17 protein-coding genes and 1 pseudogene are annotated in these 17,439 nt (G+C 54.5%); 2 read left to right on the forward strand and 16 right to left on the reverse strand.

Annotated features, from left to right (window positions below; genetic code table 11):
• Window positions 1-12 precede the first annotated feature (12 nt).
• From GYH29_RS20025 to GYH29_RS20085, 13 genes are read right to left on the reverse strand one after another with little or no spacing between them, the layout of a single operon-like run.
• A complete protein-coding gene (locus GYH29_RS20025) occupies window positions 13-750 on the reverse strand; it encodes an SDR family NAD(P)-dependent oxidoreductase (protein ID WP_081575354.1) in 738 nt (245 codons plus the stop codon).
• A gap of 23 nt (window positions 751-773) precedes the next feature.
• The gene (locus GYH29_RS20030; protein ID WP_043591470.1) at window positions 774-1,196 is read right to left on the reverse strand and encodes a gluconate 2-dehydrogenase subunit 3 family protein; all 423 of its coding nucleotides are present in this window, start codon (window positions 1,194-1,196) and stop codon (window positions 774-776) included.
• On the reverse strand, window positions 1,193-2,797 hold the full coding sequence (locus GYH29_RS20035) for a GMC family oxidoreductase (protein WP_043591472.1): 1,605 nt from the start codon (window positions 2,795-2,797) through the stop codon (window positions 1,193-1,195). The genes GYH29_RS20030 and GYH29_RS20035 overlap by 4 nt, the downstream gene beginning before the upstream one ends.
• Entirely contained in the window at window positions 2,794-3,285 is a 492-nt protein-coding gene (gene fabZ, locus GYH29_RS20040; protein WP_161524286.1) for a 3-hydroxyacyl-ACP dehydratase FabZ, read from the reverse strand. Before fabZ ends, GYH29_RS20035 begins: the two co-directional genes overlap by 4 nt.
• Window positions 3,286-3,302: 17 nt before the next feature.
• A complete protein-coding gene (locus GYH29_RS20045; RefSeq protein ID WP_198001605.1) occupies window positions 3,303-4,538 on the reverse strand; it encodes an acyl-CoA reductase in 1,236 nt (411 codons plus the stop codon).
• Window positions 4,498-5,580, reverse strand: coding sequence for a LuxE/PaaK family acyltransferase (locus GYH29_RS20050; RefSeq protein WP_043591478.1), 1,083 nt, complete (start codon window positions 5,578-5,580; stop codon window positions 4,498-4,500). The genes GYH29_RS20045 and GYH29_RS20050 overlap by 41 nt, the downstream gene beginning before the upstream one ends.
• Complete coding sequence (locus tag GYH29_RS20055; protein ID WP_043591480.1) at window positions 5,559-6,974, reverse strand: AMP-binding protein; 1,416 nt, start codon at window positions 6,972-6,974, stop codon at window positions 5,559-5,561. The genes GYH29_RS20050 and GYH29_RS20055 overlap by 22 nt, the downstream gene beginning before the upstream one ends.
• On the reverse strand, window positions 6,971-7,210 hold the full coding sequence (locus GYH29_RS20060) for an acyl carrier protein (RefSeq protein WP_043591482.1): 240 nt from the start codon (window positions 7,208-7,210) through the stop codon (window positions 6,971-6,973). Before GYH29_RS20060 ends, GYH29_RS20055 begins: the two co-directional genes overlap by 4 nt.
• Window positions 7,207-8,100 carry an AAC(3) family N-acetyltransferase gene (locus GYH29_RS20065; protein ID WP_043591483.1) on the reverse strand — a complete coding sequence of 298 codons (894 nt, stop codon included), beginning with the start codon at window positions 8,098-8,100 and terminating at the stop codon, window positions 7,207-7,209. Before GYH29_RS20065 ends, GYH29_RS20060 begins: the two co-directional genes overlap by 4 nt.
• Window positions 8,097-10,010: an asparagine synthase (glutamine-hydrolyzing) gene (asnB, locus tag GYH29_RS20070; protein WP_052052042.1), complete on the reverse strand. Its 1,914-nt coding sequence runs from the start codon at window positions 10,008-10,010 to the stop codon at window positions 8,097-8,099. Before asnB ends, GYH29_RS20065 begins: the two co-directional genes overlap by 4 nt.
• On the reverse strand, window positions 10,011-10,634 hold the full coding sequence (locus GYH29_RS20075; RefSeq protein ID WP_052052043.1) for an acyltransferase: 624 nt from the start codon (window positions 10,632-10,634) through the stop codon (window positions 10,011-10,013).
• Between the two features lie 33 nt (window positions 10,635-10,667).
• Entirely contained in the window at window positions 10,668-11,837 is a 1,170-nt protein-coding gene (locus GYH29_RS20080) for a hypothetical protein (protein WP_043591485.1), read from the reverse strand.
• Window positions 11,838-11,841: 4 nt separating this feature from the next.
• Complete coding sequence (locus GYH29_RS20085) at window positions 11,842-12,735, reverse strand: DegT/DnrJ/EryC1/StrS family aminotransferase (RefSeq protein WP_043591487.1); 894 nt, start codon at window positions 12,733-12,735, stop codon at window positions 11,842-11,844.
• A gap of 576 nt (window positions 12,736-13,311) precedes the next feature.
• Here GYH29_RS20085 and GYH29_RS24910 point away from each other — a divergent pair.
• Both GYH29_RS24910 and GYH29_RS20090 read left to right on the forward strand, forming a co-directional pair.
• Window positions 13,312-13,743 (forward strand): annotated as a pseudogene (locus GYH29_RS24910) (IS5/IS1182 family transposase); the annotation flags it as partial.
• Window positions 13,744-13,804: 61 nt separating this feature from the next.
• Entirely contained in the window at window positions 13,805-13,975 is a 171-nt protein-coding gene (locus GYH29_RS20090) for a hypothetical protein (protein ID WP_161524287.1), read from the forward strand.
• A gap of 102 nt (window positions 13,976-14,077) precedes the next feature.
• Here the strand turns inward: GYH29_RS20090 and GYH29_RS20095 are convergent, their stop codons facing one another.
• Genes GYH29_RS20095 through GYH29_RS20105 form a run of 3 tightly spaced genes read right to left on the reverse strand, consistent with a single transcriptional unit; the run spans window position 14,078 to window position 17,131 of the window.
• Window positions 14,078-15,082 carry an EpsG family protein gene (locus GYH29_RS20095; RefSeq protein ID WP_161524288.1) on the reverse strand — a complete coding sequence of 335 codons (1,005 nt, stop codon included), beginning with the start codon at window positions 15,080-15,082 and terminating at the stop codon, window positions 14,078-14,080.
• Window positions 15,075-15,887 carry a glycosyltransferase family protein gene (locus GYH29_RS20100; RefSeq protein ID WP_152596912.1) on the reverse strand — a complete coding sequence of 271 codons (813 nt, stop codon included), beginning with the start codon at window positions 15,885-15,887 and terminating at the stop codon, window positions 15,075-15,077. Before GYH29_RS20100 ends, GYH29_RS20095 begins: the two co-directional genes overlap by 8 nt.
• Window positions 15,884-17,131 (reverse strand): glycosyltransferase family 4 protein, encoded by a 1,248-nt coding sequence (locus GYH29_RS20105; RefSeq protein WP_081576535.1) that lies wholly within the window; start codon window positions 17,129-17,131, stop codon window positions 15,884-15,886. Before GYH29_RS20105 ends, GYH29_RS20100 begins: the two co-directional genes overlap by 4 nt.
• Window positions 17,132-17,439 lie beyond the last annotated feature (308 nt).

The raw sequence follows: 17,439 nt of genomic DNA on the forward strand, positions 1-17,439 counted from the left end.
GCTCTCTCCTTCTCAAACCATGCCGCCGTCGACGCGCAAGACCTGCCCTGTGACAAAAGCCGAAAGCTCGCTTGCGAGAAACAACGCTACATTTGCAATATCCTGGGGTTCGGCGGCGCGCTTGAGTGCGGAGCTCGCGATCAAGCGCTCGCGCGCGTCCGGTGCCATTTGATCGAACATGTCGGTGCGCGTCACGCCCGGTGCAATGGTGTTGACGCGCACGCCCGCCGCCCCCAGCTCCGTGGCCATGCTGCACGATGCGCGCGCGAACGCGGCCTTGCTGGCGCCGTAGGCCAGGGTGCCGGGATCGGCGATCTCGGCCGCCGTCGAGGCGATATTGATGATGCTGCCCGAACGGTGGCGCGTCATCAGGCGCGACAGGCCCTGAGTCAACTGGATCTGCCCAAAGAAATTGACGTCAAAGACGCGGCGCAATTCCGCTACCGGCATCATCTGGAACAGACCGCCAGAAGCCGTGCCGGCATTGTTCACCAAAACATCGATCTTGTTGCCGCTCAGGGTCGCGATCTCCTTGATGGCTGCCTTGATTGAGGCCTCCTGCTCTAGGTCCAAGGCCACCCCTTTCACCAGGCCAGGCTGGCCGGCCGACGCGATCGATTGCAGCACTGCCTCGTCGACCGTGCGCATGCAAGCCAGAACCTGGGCGCCGTGGGCCGCCAAAGTCTGCGCAATGGTCAGGCCGATACCCCGGTTTGCGCCTGTTACCACCGCGATCTTGTTCTTCAACATCCTTGCAGTCTCCTGGCGTGTGCCTAGTGGGTTTCACGGTACATCTGACCGCGTTCGTAAACGGGGATCAGGATCTCCCAATCGTCATCCCCTATGGAATTACCATTTGGGAAAGGCGGTACGCTGCCGGCGCCCACCAGGACCAACACCGCTGGCTCGGTGTAATACGCTCTGAATACCTGCGTAAGCAGGGCGGAAAACACGCGCACATTGGCCAGCTTGCAGGCATTGATCGCTTGCAGTCTCTGCACCGCGTCCAAGTCTGCAAAGGCTGCGCCGAATTTCTCGGTACAGACCTCGCCGAGTAGGGCCGCGAAATCGCTGGCCAGCTCCGTCAGACGGTGCTTCGCAAAGTATAGGCCGACGCCGCTGCGCGAGGCCGGCGGCATGCCTAGCTCCACATCGCCCGGCAACATCGTGTCGATGATCAAGTCGAAATCGCTCACGTTAACAGCTCGCTCCAATGCTTGCTCAGGTAATCGCAGGCCCACAGCGTAACAGCTTGCGCAGTGGCCACGGGGTTCACGGCGCCCGAAGTCACGAAGACGCTGCTGTCGACCACGAACAGGTTCTTGATGCCATGCACTTGGCAATGCCGGTTGACAACCGAATAGCGCGGATCGTCCCCCATGCGCGCCGTACCCATCAAATGCCAGCCTGTGTGCTTGACGGGCGCAAACGAAGAACTCACTTTGGCACCGGCCGCTTCCAACACCTGTTTCGACGCGTCGATCCCATGGCGCAGCATCTTCTTGGTGTTATCGCTAAGTGCGTAATAGACTTTCACCCCCGGCATGCCAAACGCATCGCAATGTGTCGCGTCCAGTTCTATCCGGTTATGCAACTCTGGCAAATCCTCGGAAATCACGGCGATCCCGGCTGTTCGATTGTAGATGCGGGCAAAGTGGCGGTGGTGATCCGGCCCCAGCGGGATTTGGCGCATGAAATGGCCCGATACGGCCGTCTCTGCGGGCGGCGCCCCGCGCAAGACTTGCAAGGTGTAGCCGCGCACGAAATCACGGTCGGCACCGGTCTCGTAAAACTGTTGGCTCAGCATGCAGGCCCCATGCGGCCCTAGGCTCGATTGCAAATCGCGCTCAAACACACCTTCGACATAGGCAAGCGGGTGCAACATGAGGTTCTTGCCGAGCAAACCCGAATCGTTGCCAAGGCCATCCGGATGGGCCGCACTGCGAGAATGGAGCATCAGGCGCGGCGTGCCGATGCCGCTGCAGGCAAGCACGACGACCCGGGCGGCTAGCTCGTGGAGGGCGCCACTAGCATCCGCATAGATCACGCCGCGCGCACGCCCGTGGCGATCCAGCAGCACCTCCAGCACGCGCGCCTGGGTGCGCAACTCCACGCCCTGGCGCTTCGCCAGCGGCCAATAGGTCACGTCGACGCTGCCTTTTGCGCCTTGCACGCAGCCCGTATTGCATGGACCTAAGTTGATGCAGGAGCCACGCTGCCCGTGGCGGCGCGTATTGATCGCTGCATAGGAGGGCCACCAATGCCAGCCCAAGCGATTGAAACCGGCCGCCACGGCCTGCCCCATGGCCCCCAGGGGCACCGGTGGCAACAGGCTCGGGTACTCTGGATTGGCCGGATCGCCCACCATGCCGGCCACTCCCATCATCGATTCATTCAACTCGAAGTAGGCTTGCAAATCGGCATAATCCAGAGGCCAATCATCGGCCACATCGTCGAGCGTGCGCGTGCGAAAATCGGAAGGATGCATGCGCGGGAAGTGGGCCGAATACAGGATCGTGCTGCCGCCGACGCCGTTGTAATTAGCGATCGCGATCGGAGACTGGCTGTCGTCGATAGGATAATCCGCCTCATTGCGCCTTTGGCCCGGATTCGAACTATAAGCGCCCGCGCGCGACAACTCCCAATCGGGGCTCGTGCTCGGGTAGCGCGCGGGATCGGTCTCCACGCCCTGCTCGAGGCAAACGATACGGCGGACACCGTTCTGGCTCAGGCGCCAAGCGGCGGCGGCGCCGCTGGCGCCCGACCCCACGATCACAATATCGACTTCTTCCTTCATTCGGGTCTCGTCGGGCGCGGCAGGTATTGCTCAAGGATTTCTGGAATCGTGATCAGCATGTCGGCTTCGCAAGCTACTTCGCCATCAACAATGGCCATGCCGCGCCCCTTGCAAATGCCACGGTTCCAGGAAATGACCTGGGCATCGATCTCGAATTTCTTGCCGGGCAGGACTTCCTTCTTGAAGCGCACCGTGTGCTGGAGAGCGTGTGTCACCTTGCCCTTCAGCCCAGGCAGGGTTGTGATCGCCACGGTCAACATCTGCGCCAGGGCTTCGAGCTGCAGGGCGCCCGGCATGTTCGGTCCATCCGGAAAATGCACGGGAAAATACCATTCATTCATGGTCAGGTTCTTGTAGCCGCGCGCATATTTGCCGGGCAAGACCTCGTCGACGTGGTCGATCATGAGGAAGGGATAGCGGTTCGGCTGGTAAGCCTGCAACTCCAGGCAATTCAGGCTGAAGGCTTCCGGATTCTTGGCATCACTCAAAATAGGCCTCCTAGGGTTCACAAGCTGATGAGTCGGGACAGGCTGGCCACTATGTCATAACCGTCCCACACGATATCCATGTCCAGAGCGCGCCCAACCGGCACCACGCGGTCGATCCCACGCAAGCCATGGCGCAACATCCAGGCGCGGATGTGCGCGGGGTCGAGCCCGTGCTGGCTCAAGGTCTGGAAACGTTCGTTCACGATCGGCGCGAGTGCGTCCAGATCGGGCAGCGTCACTTCATGGACCGTGCCGAAGTAGCCGCGGCAGGTATCCTGGTCCGGGCCCAGCGCGGCCAGAGACACGCGGTACAAGAGGTTGTCATGGCGGTCGATGCGCTCGACCTGAGCATTGCCCATAGCCTGCCGGCAGGCCTGGACGAATTTGTCCATCACATGCACGGCTTGCAAGGTGTATTTTTGCTCCACGAGCCGGACCAACGCCGGCCACAGCCGCGCCTGAGCGGCGCGCACGCTGGCGGCATCACCGATCCAGGCGAACAGCTGCGGCGAGGAACAGGCAGCCTGGTCCATCAGGTAGATGTCGTTGAACAGGTCACGGCAGAATTGCTGCAGGTCGGCCTCGTCCAGCGCCAGCACGGCCTGCGGCACCAGGGCACATAGGGAATAGCGGTCAGGGAAAGCCACTTCGCGCGACCTGGCCTTGGGGCGGAAAGCACGCATGTGCGCCACCGTCTCATCGCCGCCCCAAACAATGCGGCCATCGGCCACCGACATCCAGAAGCGATTGACCTCCTCGTCGCGTTCAAAACGCAATAAGAGCAAGCCATCACTCAAGGCTGCGTGGGCCGGCTCGTCCAGCTCGGCCTGGATAGCCGCTGTCAGCAACTCGGCAGTGGGCGAGGCCTTGCTAGGCAGACGCAAGACGCAGGTATTGCCGGCCAAAAGGCCGAAGGCCATCGAAAATGCGAAATTGACGGGAACATTGGCCGGGCAGATATGGAAAGACAAACCCAGTCCCATGCGTAAGCGCTCGTCACGCCGGCTGGCGGCGCCCATCCGCGCCAGATTCGCTTGGCGGCACCAATAGGCGAAGGCGGCAACATCGGGCATGGCCTTGGTGCGCGGGTCCGCCAACAGGCGCCGCGACAGTTGCGCCAGAAAGGCCACTCGCGAGTCGTCGAAGACCGCAACGGGCGTGTTGGCAACCCGGTCGGCAGCGCCGGCCAGCACCGTCATGCGCGCCGCAATGCTATCGGGAATAGGTATCACTGCAGCCTCGGACTTCAGCATTTTGAATACGCCCCAACACTTTGAAATACGTCCCTTTGCGACCGCAGGCGCAATCGTCGATCCCAAGCAAGACGCCTTCGTCTTCGCTCAGCAGCGAATGCCCGGGGTAGCTGTACGGGATCAGGGAGAGCAATTGGATCAGGCCAGGACGGCCCGGCGGCAAAGGTGAGAAATCGCGCGGATCGCGCACGATCACGTCTGACCAGACCGAGGCGTGCAGATGACCATGCTCGCACTCCATGAAGATCGATCCGGTCTGCTCCACCATGCCATAGTAATTGTGCACGCGCCCGATGCCGGTCACGGCCTGCAGCCGCCGCTTGAATTCGGACGCGTCGACGGCCTCGGACTGCAATTGCTTCCAACCGCCGCCGTGGATCAGAATCCCCTGCTCCAAAGCCAGCCGGCCGCTGCGCGTTTCGAGCGCACGAAGCAAATGCCGCCACACGATGAAGGTGAAGCCAAAGATCAGCAGCGGCTGTCCCGCATGCTTTTCGACGAAGGCCTCGACGCGGGACACGCTCAGGCTCATGTCGTCGTCCAGAGCGAACTCGACCTCGCGCCCGAACATAGAGAAGCCAAGGATGCCCGCGGTGCGCGCGGAAAAGCGCAGGCGGTCGGCGATGGTGGCACGGCAATCAACCACCAGCATCGGCAAGCGCTTCGGGCCAATGAAATCGCCCATGATGCGCGACAGCACCTTGACTTGCATGGCTGAGGTCTGCTTGTCGAGGAATATCTGCGACACGCTTTGCCCGCTCGTCCCGGACGAGGTCATCGTCTTCACGATCTCGGTATCGGCGACACTGAGCAGTCGCTCGTGTTTGAACAGGCGGACCGGCAGGAAGGGCAAGGCCTCCAGCGTTGGCGACGGTGCCGCCTGCCACAGCTTGCGAAAGATCGCGTCATAGCCCGCGCAATGCTGCGCGTGGCGCGCAGTCAAGGCCTGCAGGCCCGCCAGCAGCAAGGGCGTCTTCGTGGCCCGGTCCAGGCCGTACGCCGGCTGAGCCATCATCTCGTTCACTGCATCGCGTTCAGACATGGATAATCCACCTTCCCCGAACTCAGTCTGGGCAATGCCTCGATCACGCGCAGCTTCAGTGCCGATGGGTGGATTCGCAAATCCGCAGCCAAAGCCTGCGCGTACTGCTGCAGATCGCAGCGTTCATCCGCCTCGACGCTCACGCACAAGAGGTCGTCACGTCCGTGCGCTGCGCCGACCAACGCGTGCTGCGCGCACCAGGCTTCGACCGCGTCCAGCGATACCCGCACGCCGAAAATTTTCAGGAAACGGTGCTTGCGGCCGGAGAGGAAGAAATAGCCTTCCTCGTCTTGCCGCGCCAGATCACCGGTTCGCAACTGCCCGCGCCAATCGTCTCCGCGCATCAAGTCTTCCGGCTGCTCGGCATAACCGAGCGCGACATTGGGACCGCTGTAGACCAACTCGCCGATCTGCCCTGGCGCGTCGATGACCGCCCCCGACTCGTCTTCCAGCCACAGACGGCCGCCCGGGATCGCGCGGCCGATGCTGCCCAATTTGCGTTCCAGGTCTTGCGGCGGCAGATAGGCGATACGCGCTGTCGCCTCGGTCTGCCCATACATGGTGAAGAAGCGCATGTCGCGCGCCTGGCAGATCGCGTGCACTTGCGCCGCTTTCGTACTGTCCAAGCGCCCCCCTGCTTGCGTCAGAGTGCGCAGCGAGGGCAAGTTCATCCGTTCGAAGCGCAGCTTGAGCAACATGTCGTAGCTGTAGGGCACGCCCGCGAGGCTACGCACTTGCTGGGTTTTAACTTGCTGCCAAAAGGCTGCGTCGAAGAAAGTACACTGGCTCAGAACGATTGAGGCGCCGGCTTTCAAATGGCTGTTGATGACCGACAGCCCGTAGGAATAATTGAAAGGCAGGGACGTAATAGCCCGCTCATCGACATTGATGCCCAGGTAGTCGACAATGGACTGGGCGTTCGCCGCCAAATTCTGGCGCGACAGGCGCACCAGTTTAGGGGAGCCGGTCGAGCCGGACGTGGCCAGCAGCAGCGCCAAATCCGGGTGCAACTGCGGCCCGGTGGCACCTTTGCTGAAGTAGAGGCCGTACTCGCCCTCGGTCCGCGCCAGTTCGAACGCCTCCAGCGGCGCCGGATACTCTTGTGGCAGGAACAAGCAGGCCGGCCCGTACACGGTGAACAGCTGCGAGAACGCAGCGGCCGACAAGTCCCGACTCAGGAGCAGGGGCACGGCACCTGCCTCGAGGCAGGCCAGATAGGCCGTGATCGTGGCTGCATCGTTTTGCCCCACGAGGAAGACCAAGGCGCGCGCCGGCAAAGCCCGCGCCAGCGCCTGGACATCCTGACGAAGCTGGCCATAGCTCACGACCTGCCCCGACTCAGTAACCAGCGCTGGTCGGTCGGAACTAGCCCAACTGACCAAGCCCGATGTCATACCTCGACACCGTACTTCTTGAGTTTTTCGATGCCGATGGTGTAGGAACCGAATTCGATAATGTCTTCGGTTTCCATCATGATGCCGAAAGTGTCTTCAAGCGCGGCCACCATACCCATGTGGCCGACCGAATCCCAAGCCGGCACGCATTGGTAGGTGAAGCTCTCGTTGAGCACATCGGCCGTCACCGAAAAACAATCTATGAAAACTTTGTCGTACTTATCCTTATTGGTCATTTTGGAGTCCGTTTGAAATGACGTTGATGAGCAAAAGCCTTGGAAAGGATTTTCTTGGGCCAAAACGGCAAGGCTCCCAAGCCGTTGTAGACGAAACGTCCATAACAGGACACGCAATCCTGATGGCCGCAACGAATCAGCCGGGGATTATTGAGTAACACGTCCTCGATGATCTCGGCCGACTTGCCGATATCGAGGCAGGCAGAAAGGCCCTTTCCAACGAAGCCCACCGTCATCGCGTTTTCGATGAGGTGTCGACCGGTCAGATTATACAAGCCCCTTGTACAACCACCAACATCCTTCCTGGTATACAAGCGGAGTTCGGACGTGGCGGGATCTTTAAAGTAAGTCTGGCGCAAATAATTCGACGGGTGCGTCGCCGTATGCCCGAGTTTTTCCTGGACGAGATGAAACGCCATCGGACCGTTATTCTTGTCTAGGGTTCCCAGCATCAAATTCTTCCCTTTTAATTCGCGCACGCGATGATAGGGCAAATAACTGCTGGCCGTGTGATCATGACCGCGCAAGATATAATCCGCCATCGGTCCCATGGCAAAACAGGAATTGGTCGGATGCAGGCTGCGCGCGGGTCGCGCGAACTGGTGCAAGGCCTTGGACAGGGCTCCCGCGCTCGGTTCCGCGTCGATGTCGAAAACAATCCCGCGGTCTTTCCGGAAACGCGAAAAAGTCGGCGTATAGGCCGGAATAACGAAAGTACCTTTCGAACCGATCAGAGAGTGGAATATATCAACCCAATCTTGATAAGTCTGCTCGACCGAACGATTGAAATAGCCTACCTTCAGCAAATCGGCGGAAATGAACAGCACATCCTCTTCGACGATTCCCAACAGATGGATTTGATCGAGGATTTGATTAATCGTGGGCCTCATCGTTCAAATTCCACCGAAAATTTCTTTTGCCAGGCTGCCAGATTCAGATAATAGAAACTCGTGGGAAGTTGGTCCGACTCCAAGGCAATGCCGCGCTGCTGGAGGAAATACTCGACAAGATTCGACTCATTCACCGTGCTCCAGAACCAGGATTTCAACGGACCGGTCATCCAGAGCTTTTCCGGCACCGGCCAGCCCATCTTGTCCCTGCGCCAGCATATGTGGTCGGGCAACAACCCGTCGAAGGCCAACCGCGCCAAATACTTAGTCCAGCCATTGTGCATCTTGTAGCAGGCCGGCACCGAGGCTAGGAACTCGGCCAGACGGTAATCCAAAAAGGGCATGCGAGATTCGATCGAATGCGCCATCGACACTCGGTCGCCGTAATGGAGCAAATTCACCAAACCCGTCATGGAATCGGCCGCCAGCCGCTCATTCAGGCACCGGGCGAGGTTATGCTGGGACTTAGTGATTTTCTTGTATAAGCCATTCGACAGCGCATACAAGCCGAGCTTGTTCAACACATTGAACACGACGCCTGCAAGAACGTGCTTGGTGGTGCCGGGCACCTTTTGAAAGGCCCGCGCCTCTTTGATCAAATCTCCCAGACTCAAAGTCGACAGGTAGATGTAGATATAACCCAGATAACCGGACATCTGTTCGTCGGCGCCCTGCCCCTCTAGCGTTACCTTGATCTGATGCGCCTGCACCAACTTGTAGGTATGCCAGCCGGACATGCTGCTGTTTGCAAATGGCGTGTCCATGGCCCAGGTCACGAGATCGTGTTCGGACGGGACGCTTTCCCAGCACGGCTCAATCTTGTGCGACTTCACCGCCAAGGCCTTGGCCAGGTCGTCGATGTATTCGCTTTCGTCGCAATGCTTTTCTTCGGGTTTCGAATACACGCAAGAGAACGTCTCTTGCTTGTCGACGATGCCCTGTTCGCGGTGGATTTTATTGACGAGATAGACGATCGAACTACTATCCAAACCACCCGACAAGGCCGAGCCCACCGTGACGTCTGCCCGCAAGCGCAAGCGGACCGCATCCTCCAGGATTTGCCGGTACGTGGCCGCATACTCTTGGGCCCGTTCTGTGTTAAAGGTTTCGCGACTGGGATTCGGATTGAGCTTCCAGTATTGTCGCTGCACGAAACGACCGTGGATCAAATCGTCCAGACTGCAATGGACATAATGCGAGGGATTGAGTCGGCGGATATTTTGGAAAGCGGTGCGGTCCGTGCTTTCGTCCGGTCCAGTCCGGAGATACTCGTCGATATAGGCCAGATTCGGACTCGGCCCGATGCAGCCCGTTTCCAAGATGGCTTTCGGCTCCGACGCGAATGCGAAGACACCCTCGGCTTGGAAAAAATACAGGGGTTTGACGCCGAAACGGTCGCGCGAAATGAACACGCTGTTCGTGGCACGGTCGTAAAGAACGAACCCCCACATCCCATTGAACTTATTTTGACAATCAACGCCCCACTTGTCGTAGGCGGCCAGAATGACCTCCGTGTCCGAATGTGATTCGAAACGGTAGCCGCATTCCACCAGTTCTTCGCGCAGTTCGATGTAATTGTAGATTTCGCCGTTGAAGACGATCCAGTAGCGCTCACGATATTGCATGGGCTGGTGCCCGCGCGCCGATAAGTCGAGGATCGACAGACGCCTGTGACCGAGAAAACCAGTGTACTCGCCAGCACCGGCAAGGTCGGTGATGCTGCTCGCCAGCTGCAATGCCTCCGCCACCTCGGCCGGTGTGTCCTCCCCCTTGAGGGCGAGGGCCTCCTGCCGATTGAGCACGAGAAAGCCCTCGTCATCGGGCCCTCGATGGCGCAAGACCTGGCTCATGCGTTGCGCACGACTCAAATCGAGCGCGCTGGCGCCAAAAATGCCGAAAATGCCACACATTTAGGCGCCTCCCTTGCTCACGCGGCGGTAACCAATGTATTCGAACGGATGTTTGTGCTCGACCACTTGTTCTTTCGGCAGCTCGCGTAGCTTCCGCGCCGGATTGCCGCCCAAGATGCAGTAGCCTTCTGGAAAGGACTTCGTGACGACCGCGCCGGCAGCCACGATCGTGTGGTCACCCAGCGTCACGCCGGGGACGATGATCGAATTCATGCCAAGCCAGCAATAACGACCGATGTGCACGCCGCCGCCAGATTCGAAACGAGAAATATCAAAGACGTCGTGATTGAAACCTGCGATACCTACATTCGGCGCAACAATCGTGTAATCGCCGATCTCGATGGGCGCGTCTTCCTTGGCGAAAATGTAGCAGCCATGCGAACCGCCTGGCGCCGTGTTCACACCCAGCTTGATCCAGCGGATCCCGAAGATGCGTGAACTTCGGTGCACGGGCCAGGGGATGAAACGATTAAAGCCGATCACTCTCTGGAGGAACAGATTGCTCATCGTGATCGGCGCCGACGACCCCTTTGTTTCATAGACGCACCGCAAGAACCAGACGTGCTTGCAAATGAAGTCGTGCACAACATTCAACATGTCGCGAATTTTGTAGAGGTCAATCATTTTTTCAACAAGTTTCTTCGTCAACAATGTTATTCAACTGTTTTTCTTCAACAAGTAGCGCCATCGTAAACCCAAAATTATATACATAACAGCACCGGCATTCAAGGCTAGGTTGAGCGCATGCGCCTGTGCGAATAAGCCAAACACGCCCCCCCAAATCAAGAGGGCGGCGGCTTGCCATATGGTTAGAAACCATTCATCGCGCAGACGCACTGCCAGCATGCTGATCGCCCCGACAGAAAAGGAGAAAGTCAGGAACATGCTCATCGAAAAATAGAAATCTCCGCGGTAGCGCCAACCCGCACCAAGCCAGGACTCCGACATGCCACTGAGAAAAGGCACGGCCAGCACAAGGCAAAACAGCAACGAGCACGCAAGATTGACAAGGAAGATCCTCTTCACGCCAGCGAGGCCGGCGCGCACGTAATCCTGGCGCACGAACACCATCGCCGTCGCTGTGCTGATCAGACCGAGACTACCGCCCAGCACCCGTTGCAGCATCGAGAATTGCCCCGCCGCGGTCGGCGAGGCGAACGCATTTAGGAAGGGCGCCAGGCCGTTCAACCAAACTCCGTTCAAGAAACACAGCAAGAGAGAGGGAACCAGGCCGGCCCAATGGCGCCGTAGAAGCGCGCGCGTCAAGCGCGCCCAACGACGCAGGCCGATCCAACGACGCCAGACGAGCAAGGCGATGGCAACGGTGCCGCCAGCCTGCCACAGGACTACGACGTCGACTTGGTTCGTCAACAGGGCCGCGACCAGGGCAATGAACAAGGGAGCGAGGATGCGCAAGGCGCGCATCACAATGACCTTTCTTTGCTCCCCCGAGAAGGCACTACGCAAGGACAGAGCATCGAAAACGCACAAGGCAAAACCGGACAGGAAAATCAGCCAGTAATGGTGGCCCGAGCGAAAAATGAGAAAACAGACAACCGCGGCCAACGAGGACAGCACCGCCCCCGCCAGGAAGCCGGCCATCAAAATCTTGTCGGCTTCTACGCTATTGCTACTGGTGGCCAAGCGAGTCTCGATCCGCATGAAACCGAGCGCCGCCCAAATGTTCTGCAAGGCAATGAAGCTTGCCAGCTCCCCGAATCGCGCGACACCGAAGAGTTTGCCGATTGCAAGGGTGAGCAGTAAACCAGAGAATGCGATGCAGGCATTCGAGGCGGCATAGATACCAGCTGAGCGAAAATGGCGCATCAGTCTACGAGATCTCAGTCAATACACAGAATATCTTCGCCTGAATAGCATCCGTGAGGTCGCCCCCTACCGACAAACGGACCCCTTGCTGGGCCAAAGCGCTAGCCGTGACGCGCGCGCGCCTGCCCACCGCCCATAGCGCGCGGCAAGCGGACTGCTGCTTGAGGGGCATCGGATAATGGACCGCCGCGGCAATGCCCGCCCAGTCCAACTGCACGCGGCCTTCGGCCTGGATCGCGCATTGCGCGGAGGTACTGGTTCGGCCGGAACGCAACTGTATACGCCGCGCGCCGATCAGGTCGAAAAAGGCATTGTAGAGCCCCCCTACCCGCGGGCGCTGCGCGCGCCCCCACTTGAAGCACTCCATCTCGGCCAGGGCAACAGAGCATTGCAGGGCATCCATGCTCCTGCCCACGCCCGCGCGTGCGTGAAAATAGCGCTGACTTTGGCCACGCCCCCGAATTTCGCGACAGGCCAGGGCCAGGGCATCATCGTGCGTGAAGATCGCACCGCCGTCGCCATAGCGGCCGAGCGGTTTGCTGGGGAAAAAGCTGGTGCAGCCCAAGTCCAAGGCATTGCGGCTCTTCTTGCCTAGATAGGTCGCGCCCAAAATTTGGGCGTCGCCTTCAATCACAGGCACATTGCAGTGACGGGCGGCGATAACGTTTTGTACCTCTTTATTACTCCGCCCCCCTCTCTCTGGCACGCCTCCCTGCCATACCCCCCCCCCCATGCTCGACGACGGTCGCGAACTGCGGAGCGGATTGCGATCTAGGAGATTGCGCGACTCGATCAGACCTTCAAGGAGCGTCAACACCGGCTTGCGCAAAGTCCCCTTCGACAAGCCCATGAGCTTCTTCGGATTAAGTTGCAGCAGCTCGTGGCGGGCTAGTTTCATCAGGCGCGGAGAAAAGGGAAGAATTAACGGGTATATTTAGGGGCGAATGGAGCCCGAACTTACCAAAGTTTGGGTGGGGTGTAAATGCCCACGCGGCGTGAGCACGTGGGCGTAGCCAAACTTGCGCCTGGAATGGACGAAGTTTTTCAACTTCACTCAACCCTTTTCGATCAAGGCTTTGAGCTAATAATTCAGGCCGCTCACGCCATTCCATTACCCGCGGCTCCACTGGCATATCCCCATTGAGCTGCAAGTAGTTTATTTCCCGACAAACCAGGCATTTTTGAGGTCTTTGCGAGGCAAATGGCAAGACCTGATTTTGAAAGCTCATCTCGGGCCGTTCAGACATATGGACAATGAAATGCACTCAGGCCGCCCCAGTTGCTCAGCGAGCTCGCGCTGCGCGAGATCCGGGTTTGTAACCATCTCCCCCAAACCGGATAGATTAACGGCCCGTTCATGCCATTTTTATAAGCACGCCACCCACCTCAAGCATTTGAGATTCAGCGCCCCTCGTGGGACACCAACAATGCGCATTATATGCACATGTATTGTAATCATCGATAAGCGGAGTCGATGAACAAAACACGAGCGCGGGTATTACTGCCGAATCTCCAGCAGATGGAACTACGGGCCAACGACTTGAAGTCCCCGCTCCCTGCAAGGCACCGCGCTCACTTGGTGTCGGCCTCTGTGGAAAGGCAGGATCCTGAAGATTTCTATCGCGACATCCGTGCGTGAGACATGCAGCAATCGCGCCAGAGATCCTGCTGATGCTGTGCCTGTACGCCGCGGGACAGCATGGGCAGCACGCGCGAAGGCCCGTCTGACGGAGGCGCACGACGCCTACCACTGGCTATGCGATGGCGTGCTGGTGAATCAACACACGATCTTCGGCTTCCGCAAGGATTACGCTCCCTCCTTGGACGAACTACGTCCGCGAGTATCCCCAGCGTGGTGAAGTTCAAGCACGCTACACACGACGGCTTGCGGGTACGTCCCGGCGCGAGTTTGAGCGTGGCACTGGCAACCCCGAAATCGTGGAAGGCTTGCCTTTGGGTGTGGAGTCTTGCTTCAAGCTGATGCAGAAGTGGCGCTGGCAAGCATTCAGCAGCGCAAACAGCCAGTAGGCGAAGTAACCGTGATCGAGTATCAGCAGATCATCCGCGCGCAAAACATAGAGCTCTTCGGTCAGTTTCTGCGCTCGTCGCACATTTCCGCAATCAGGCCGGCTCTATGACCAAGCCTTAATTTCGAGGTAGTAGCACCCTCCCTAGTGCCGCGCTCGGCGTGATGTCCAGCTATCGACCAAGACGGGGGCTAATAGTTACGGCGAGAGGTCCTACGAAATTGTCATATTAAAAATTGATTTTACAAAAGTGATATAAACTGCTTGGGCGGCGAATCCGGAGAAAACTAAAAATTTCACCATCCTATTTCTTTCACTATTACAAATAGAATAAATAAGCAGAGTTGTAAACAACTCAAAAACCCTAGCCGCCATTGGCGTTGAAGCCATACCGATAAAACTTATTGCAATTCCTAGCAAAGAAATTGCAGAATAACCACCATCCCCACTATTTTTCTTATAGTTCAAAACTGCGAGCACAAGGAATGGCAAATGCGTTAGGAGATAAAGCTCCGGAGACATTGCATTTTGGATTAAATTATATGAATTCACTTTTTCAATGAATAGCAAAAAATCAACAACATATGCGCTAAAGAGATACCCAAGAAGCGGAGCAAGCACAGCAACACAATAAAGAGAACGCCCAACAAATCTAGACACAATCAACACTAAAATAAACAAGATAGCAGAGGCATGAAACACAACTGCCAATGCAAAGAGCGCATATGATTTTTTTACTTCTTTATTAATAAAATAGTGTGCTCCCAGACTGCACAACCCTGTGGCAACGGCATTCCTAATCTGCGTAAGCTCTTGAAACAAAAAACAACCAAGTATATATGTGGATAGCGCCAAGAAAAAATATTTATTATTTTTAAAAAGCTTAAATTTTAAGAAAAGAGCAAGTCCACAAAAAAATGCAAACAAATAATGGATGCCTAAATCAAAATTCTTACAAAAGGCCGCCACAAAGATGAACGCAGAATCAACAAACTTATTATAAGGCAGCTGATCGAGACTTGCTGCATCTATTATTTCAAATTGTTCGAGATACGCATAAGAGTCAGGATCAAGTCCGATAGGCTTTGAAAATGAAACAACCCAAAGCAGCACAAAGAAAAGCCTAAGAAAATTAATGGCACCACATCTTGAAATCTTTAAAAAATGCAAAAATAGTGCGCAAATGGAAATTGAATAGACCGTTATTATTTCAAACATGGCTATGCTTTTTAATATCATTTAGGATAATTTCATTTGTAACTTTTCTTTCTTTATCAAACACCCACCCCCATTTATTAAAATATTTTACTGCAGAAACCGTATGAAAAATAAACATTTTTAAATTTTTAAATGACGACTTCTCGAAATTATGCACAACTGTAAAGTTAGGATTAAAAATAGAGCCATGTCTATTAAATAATCTTCTTGAAAGATCCACATCCTCAAGATACATAAAGAATCTTTCGTCAAATCCTTTGCAATCTACTAGGCATGACGTTCTGGTAAACATAAAACAGCCAGAAAGATTAGGGATGCATACGGGGATCTTAAGATGGCTAGCATCAATAACGTAATTGCTATATTTTGCAAGACTTGGGATAAATCGACGCAGGATCAAATCTATAGGCGTTGGCAACAACTTGCATAACTGCTGCACCTCTCCTGAAGGGTAGAGAATTTTTGGCATTAAAAGTCCAAAACTGTTTTGCTCAGCATATTGTAGGATCTTCTTAATAGTATCCTCCATTATAAATATGTCTGGATTACAAATAATATGGTATGTAGAATTTGATTCTGTAAGCTTTGCAATAGCCAAGTTATGTCCCCTGCCATAGCCTATATTCCCCTGTCCACTTATACAGTGTACTTTCCCACCAGACAGGTCATGCACCCATTCGCAATATCCATTATTGATTAAATATATCGTGGAAATATCATCACACGCCAACAATACATTCAGAAGTGGCTCTAAAAATTCTTTACTATGCTTATAAAGAACTATGGAAACAGTAATTTTTCTCATTTTGCCATTAGCTCCTGATATAGCGCTATATAATTTTCAGCATTTTTCGTGTAGTCAAAACATTTTTTGGCAACATCGATCGCATGATCGCTAAATTCAGATCGCAAAAAGTGATCTAGCATATAATTATTAATGCTATCTTCGCAATTAATAGGGTCGAAGGTTAGCCCAACGTTAAATTTATTAGCAATTGTTGCAGCTCCGCCACAATACTTGTTTACAAGCACAGGCAAGCCAGCTGAAAGGTATTCAGCCGTCTTTACAGCCATAATGGTGCTTGCAATCTGTATTTCGTGATCTTCCTTTGGATGCAAATAAGGAAGAACTCCAAAGTCAGCGGTACTTAATAAAGTGGCAAGCTCCTCTGAGTTATTTGTACTCGTAATGTATATTTCAGACTCAGGGAATTCTAATGCCTGGGCCATAATTTTATTCTTATTTGATTGCGTGACAATAAGCAGCTTTGTCTTCGCATATGCTTTTCTAAACGCCCGATAAGTATTCATCAAAATATATGGCTTATGCCATGTGTCATCCGACAATGCACCCACATAGCATAAAACCTTTTCATCACTACTCCCACGCTCGATTAACTTCGGCCGTAATGAATTAACATCTGAACTGAGGTAAATTGTTTCAACACGCTTTGCACCAATTTTTTCAAAATGGAGACTCATGGGATCCGAGACGGAGATTGTAATATCAGCACTATTGAGTACAAACATCTCAACTTCTTTTAAAAACCTGTATTGCGGACTTCCATTTACAACTTTATTTTTCAGCACAGCTTCTTCCGGCCATAAGCCTCTGGCATCAAAAATAACCTTGTAATTTAGGCCCAATTTCGCCCTAGCGATTAATGCCGCATAAGCAGCATGATATGAGCGACAATGTACAATATCGGGCTTATCTTTTTTGAGCCTATTTCTTAATAAAAAATTAGAAAGCAAATGAAATCCATTGAAACCAAACCTCCCTGACGGATAAAACTCAGTCTGCACTCCAAGAATTGGAATAATATTAAGAGATTTTTGGGGTAGCGATACTCCTATTTTTCTAATATCTGAAAAATAAGATAAAGTCCTTCGTACCAAACCACTATTTATCAAAGGCAAACCACAATACAAACTTATATCAATTGATTTATCCAGCTTGCTTATGCGATTAATTTGCCCTAAGACTTGGCTACCATAAACACCATTTAATCTTGGGGTTTCTCCCCAGGTTAGATAGATAATCTTCATTATTAAATAAATTGAATTAAGTAGAAATTGATAAAATTAGGCTTGGAGTTATTTTAAAGAAAGTGAAAGTTGTTGAGGTAATTTTGAACAATACCTCAGCGGGACAATCTGAGCCACAAAGGAAAGGACAATACAAGAAAATAGTCCGACTCCAATCAAAGAGCTTGTTTCTTTCCTCTCAGCATCAGCCAATGCCAAATCATAGAAAAAACACCCTGCGATTGAAAAATCCAACAACAACCATGAGTATAGATGACTCTCCAAATTTATATGGAGGATAGATGCAAGTCAAAATTGTACTCGCTAAA

Source organism: Chromobacterium haemolyticum, assembly GCF_009936155.1.
GTDB classification, from domain to species: domain Bacteria; phylum Pseudomonadota; class Gammaproteobacteria; order Burkholderiales; family Chromobacteriaceae; genus Chromobacterium; species Chromobacterium haemolyticum.

Coding starts and splice junctions, on each gene's coding strand:
- GYH29_RS20025 (WP_081575354.1), bottom strand. CDS start 750: ATGTTGAAGAACAAGATCGCGGTGGTAACAGGCGCAAACCGGGGTATC.
- GYH29_RS20035 (WP_043591472.1), bottom strand. CDS start 2,797: ATGAAGGAAGAAGTCGATATTGTGATCGTGGGGTCGGGCGCCAGCGGC.
- GYH29_RS20045 (WP_198001605.1), bottom strand. CDS start 4,538: ATGCTGAAGTCCGAGGCTGCAGTGATACCTATTCCCGATAGCATTGCG.
- GYH29_RS20050 (WP_043591478.1), bottom strand. CDS start 5,580: ATGTCTGAACGCGATGCAGTGAACGAGATGATGGCTCAGCCGGCGTAC.
- GYH29_RS20055 (WP_043591480.1), bottom strand. CDS start 6,974: ATGACATCGGGCTTGGTCAGTTGGGCTAGTTCCGACCGACCAGCGCTG.
- GYH29_RS20060 (WP_043591482.1), bottom strand. CDS start 7,210: ATGACCAATAAGGATAAGTACGACAAAGTTTTCATAGATTGTTTTTCG.
- GYH29_RS20065 (WP_043591483.1), bottom strand. CDS start 8,100: ATGAGGCCCACGATTAATCAAATCCTCGATCAAATCCATCTGTTGGGA.
- asnB (WP_052052042.1), bottom strand. CDS start 10,010: ATGTGTGGCATTTTCGGCATTTTTGGCGCCAGCGCGCTCGATTTGAGT.
- GYH29_RS20075 (WP_052052043.1), bottom strand. CDS start 10,634: ATGATTGACCTCTACAAAATTCGCGACATGTTGAATGTTGTGCACGAC.
- GYH29_RS20080 (WP_043591485.1), bottom strand. CDS start 11,837: ATGCGCCATTTTCGCTCAGCTGGTATCTATGCCGCCTCGAATGCCTGC.
- GYH29_RS20085 (WP_043591487.1), bottom strand. CDS start 12,735: ATGAAACTAGCCCGCCACGAGCTGCTGCAACTTAATCCGAAGAAGCTC.
- GYH29_RS20095 (WP_161524288.1), bottom strand. CDS start 15,082: ATGTTTGAAATAATAACGGTCTATTCAATTTCCATTTGCGCACTATTT.
- GYH29_RS20100 (WP_152596912.1), bottom strand. CDS start 15,887: ATGAGAAAAATTACTGTTTCCATAGTTCTTTATAAGCATAGTAAAGAA.
- GYH29_RS20105 (WP_081576535.1), bottom strand. CDS start 17,131: ATGAAGATTATCTATCTAACCTGGGGAGAAACCCCAAGATTAAATGGT.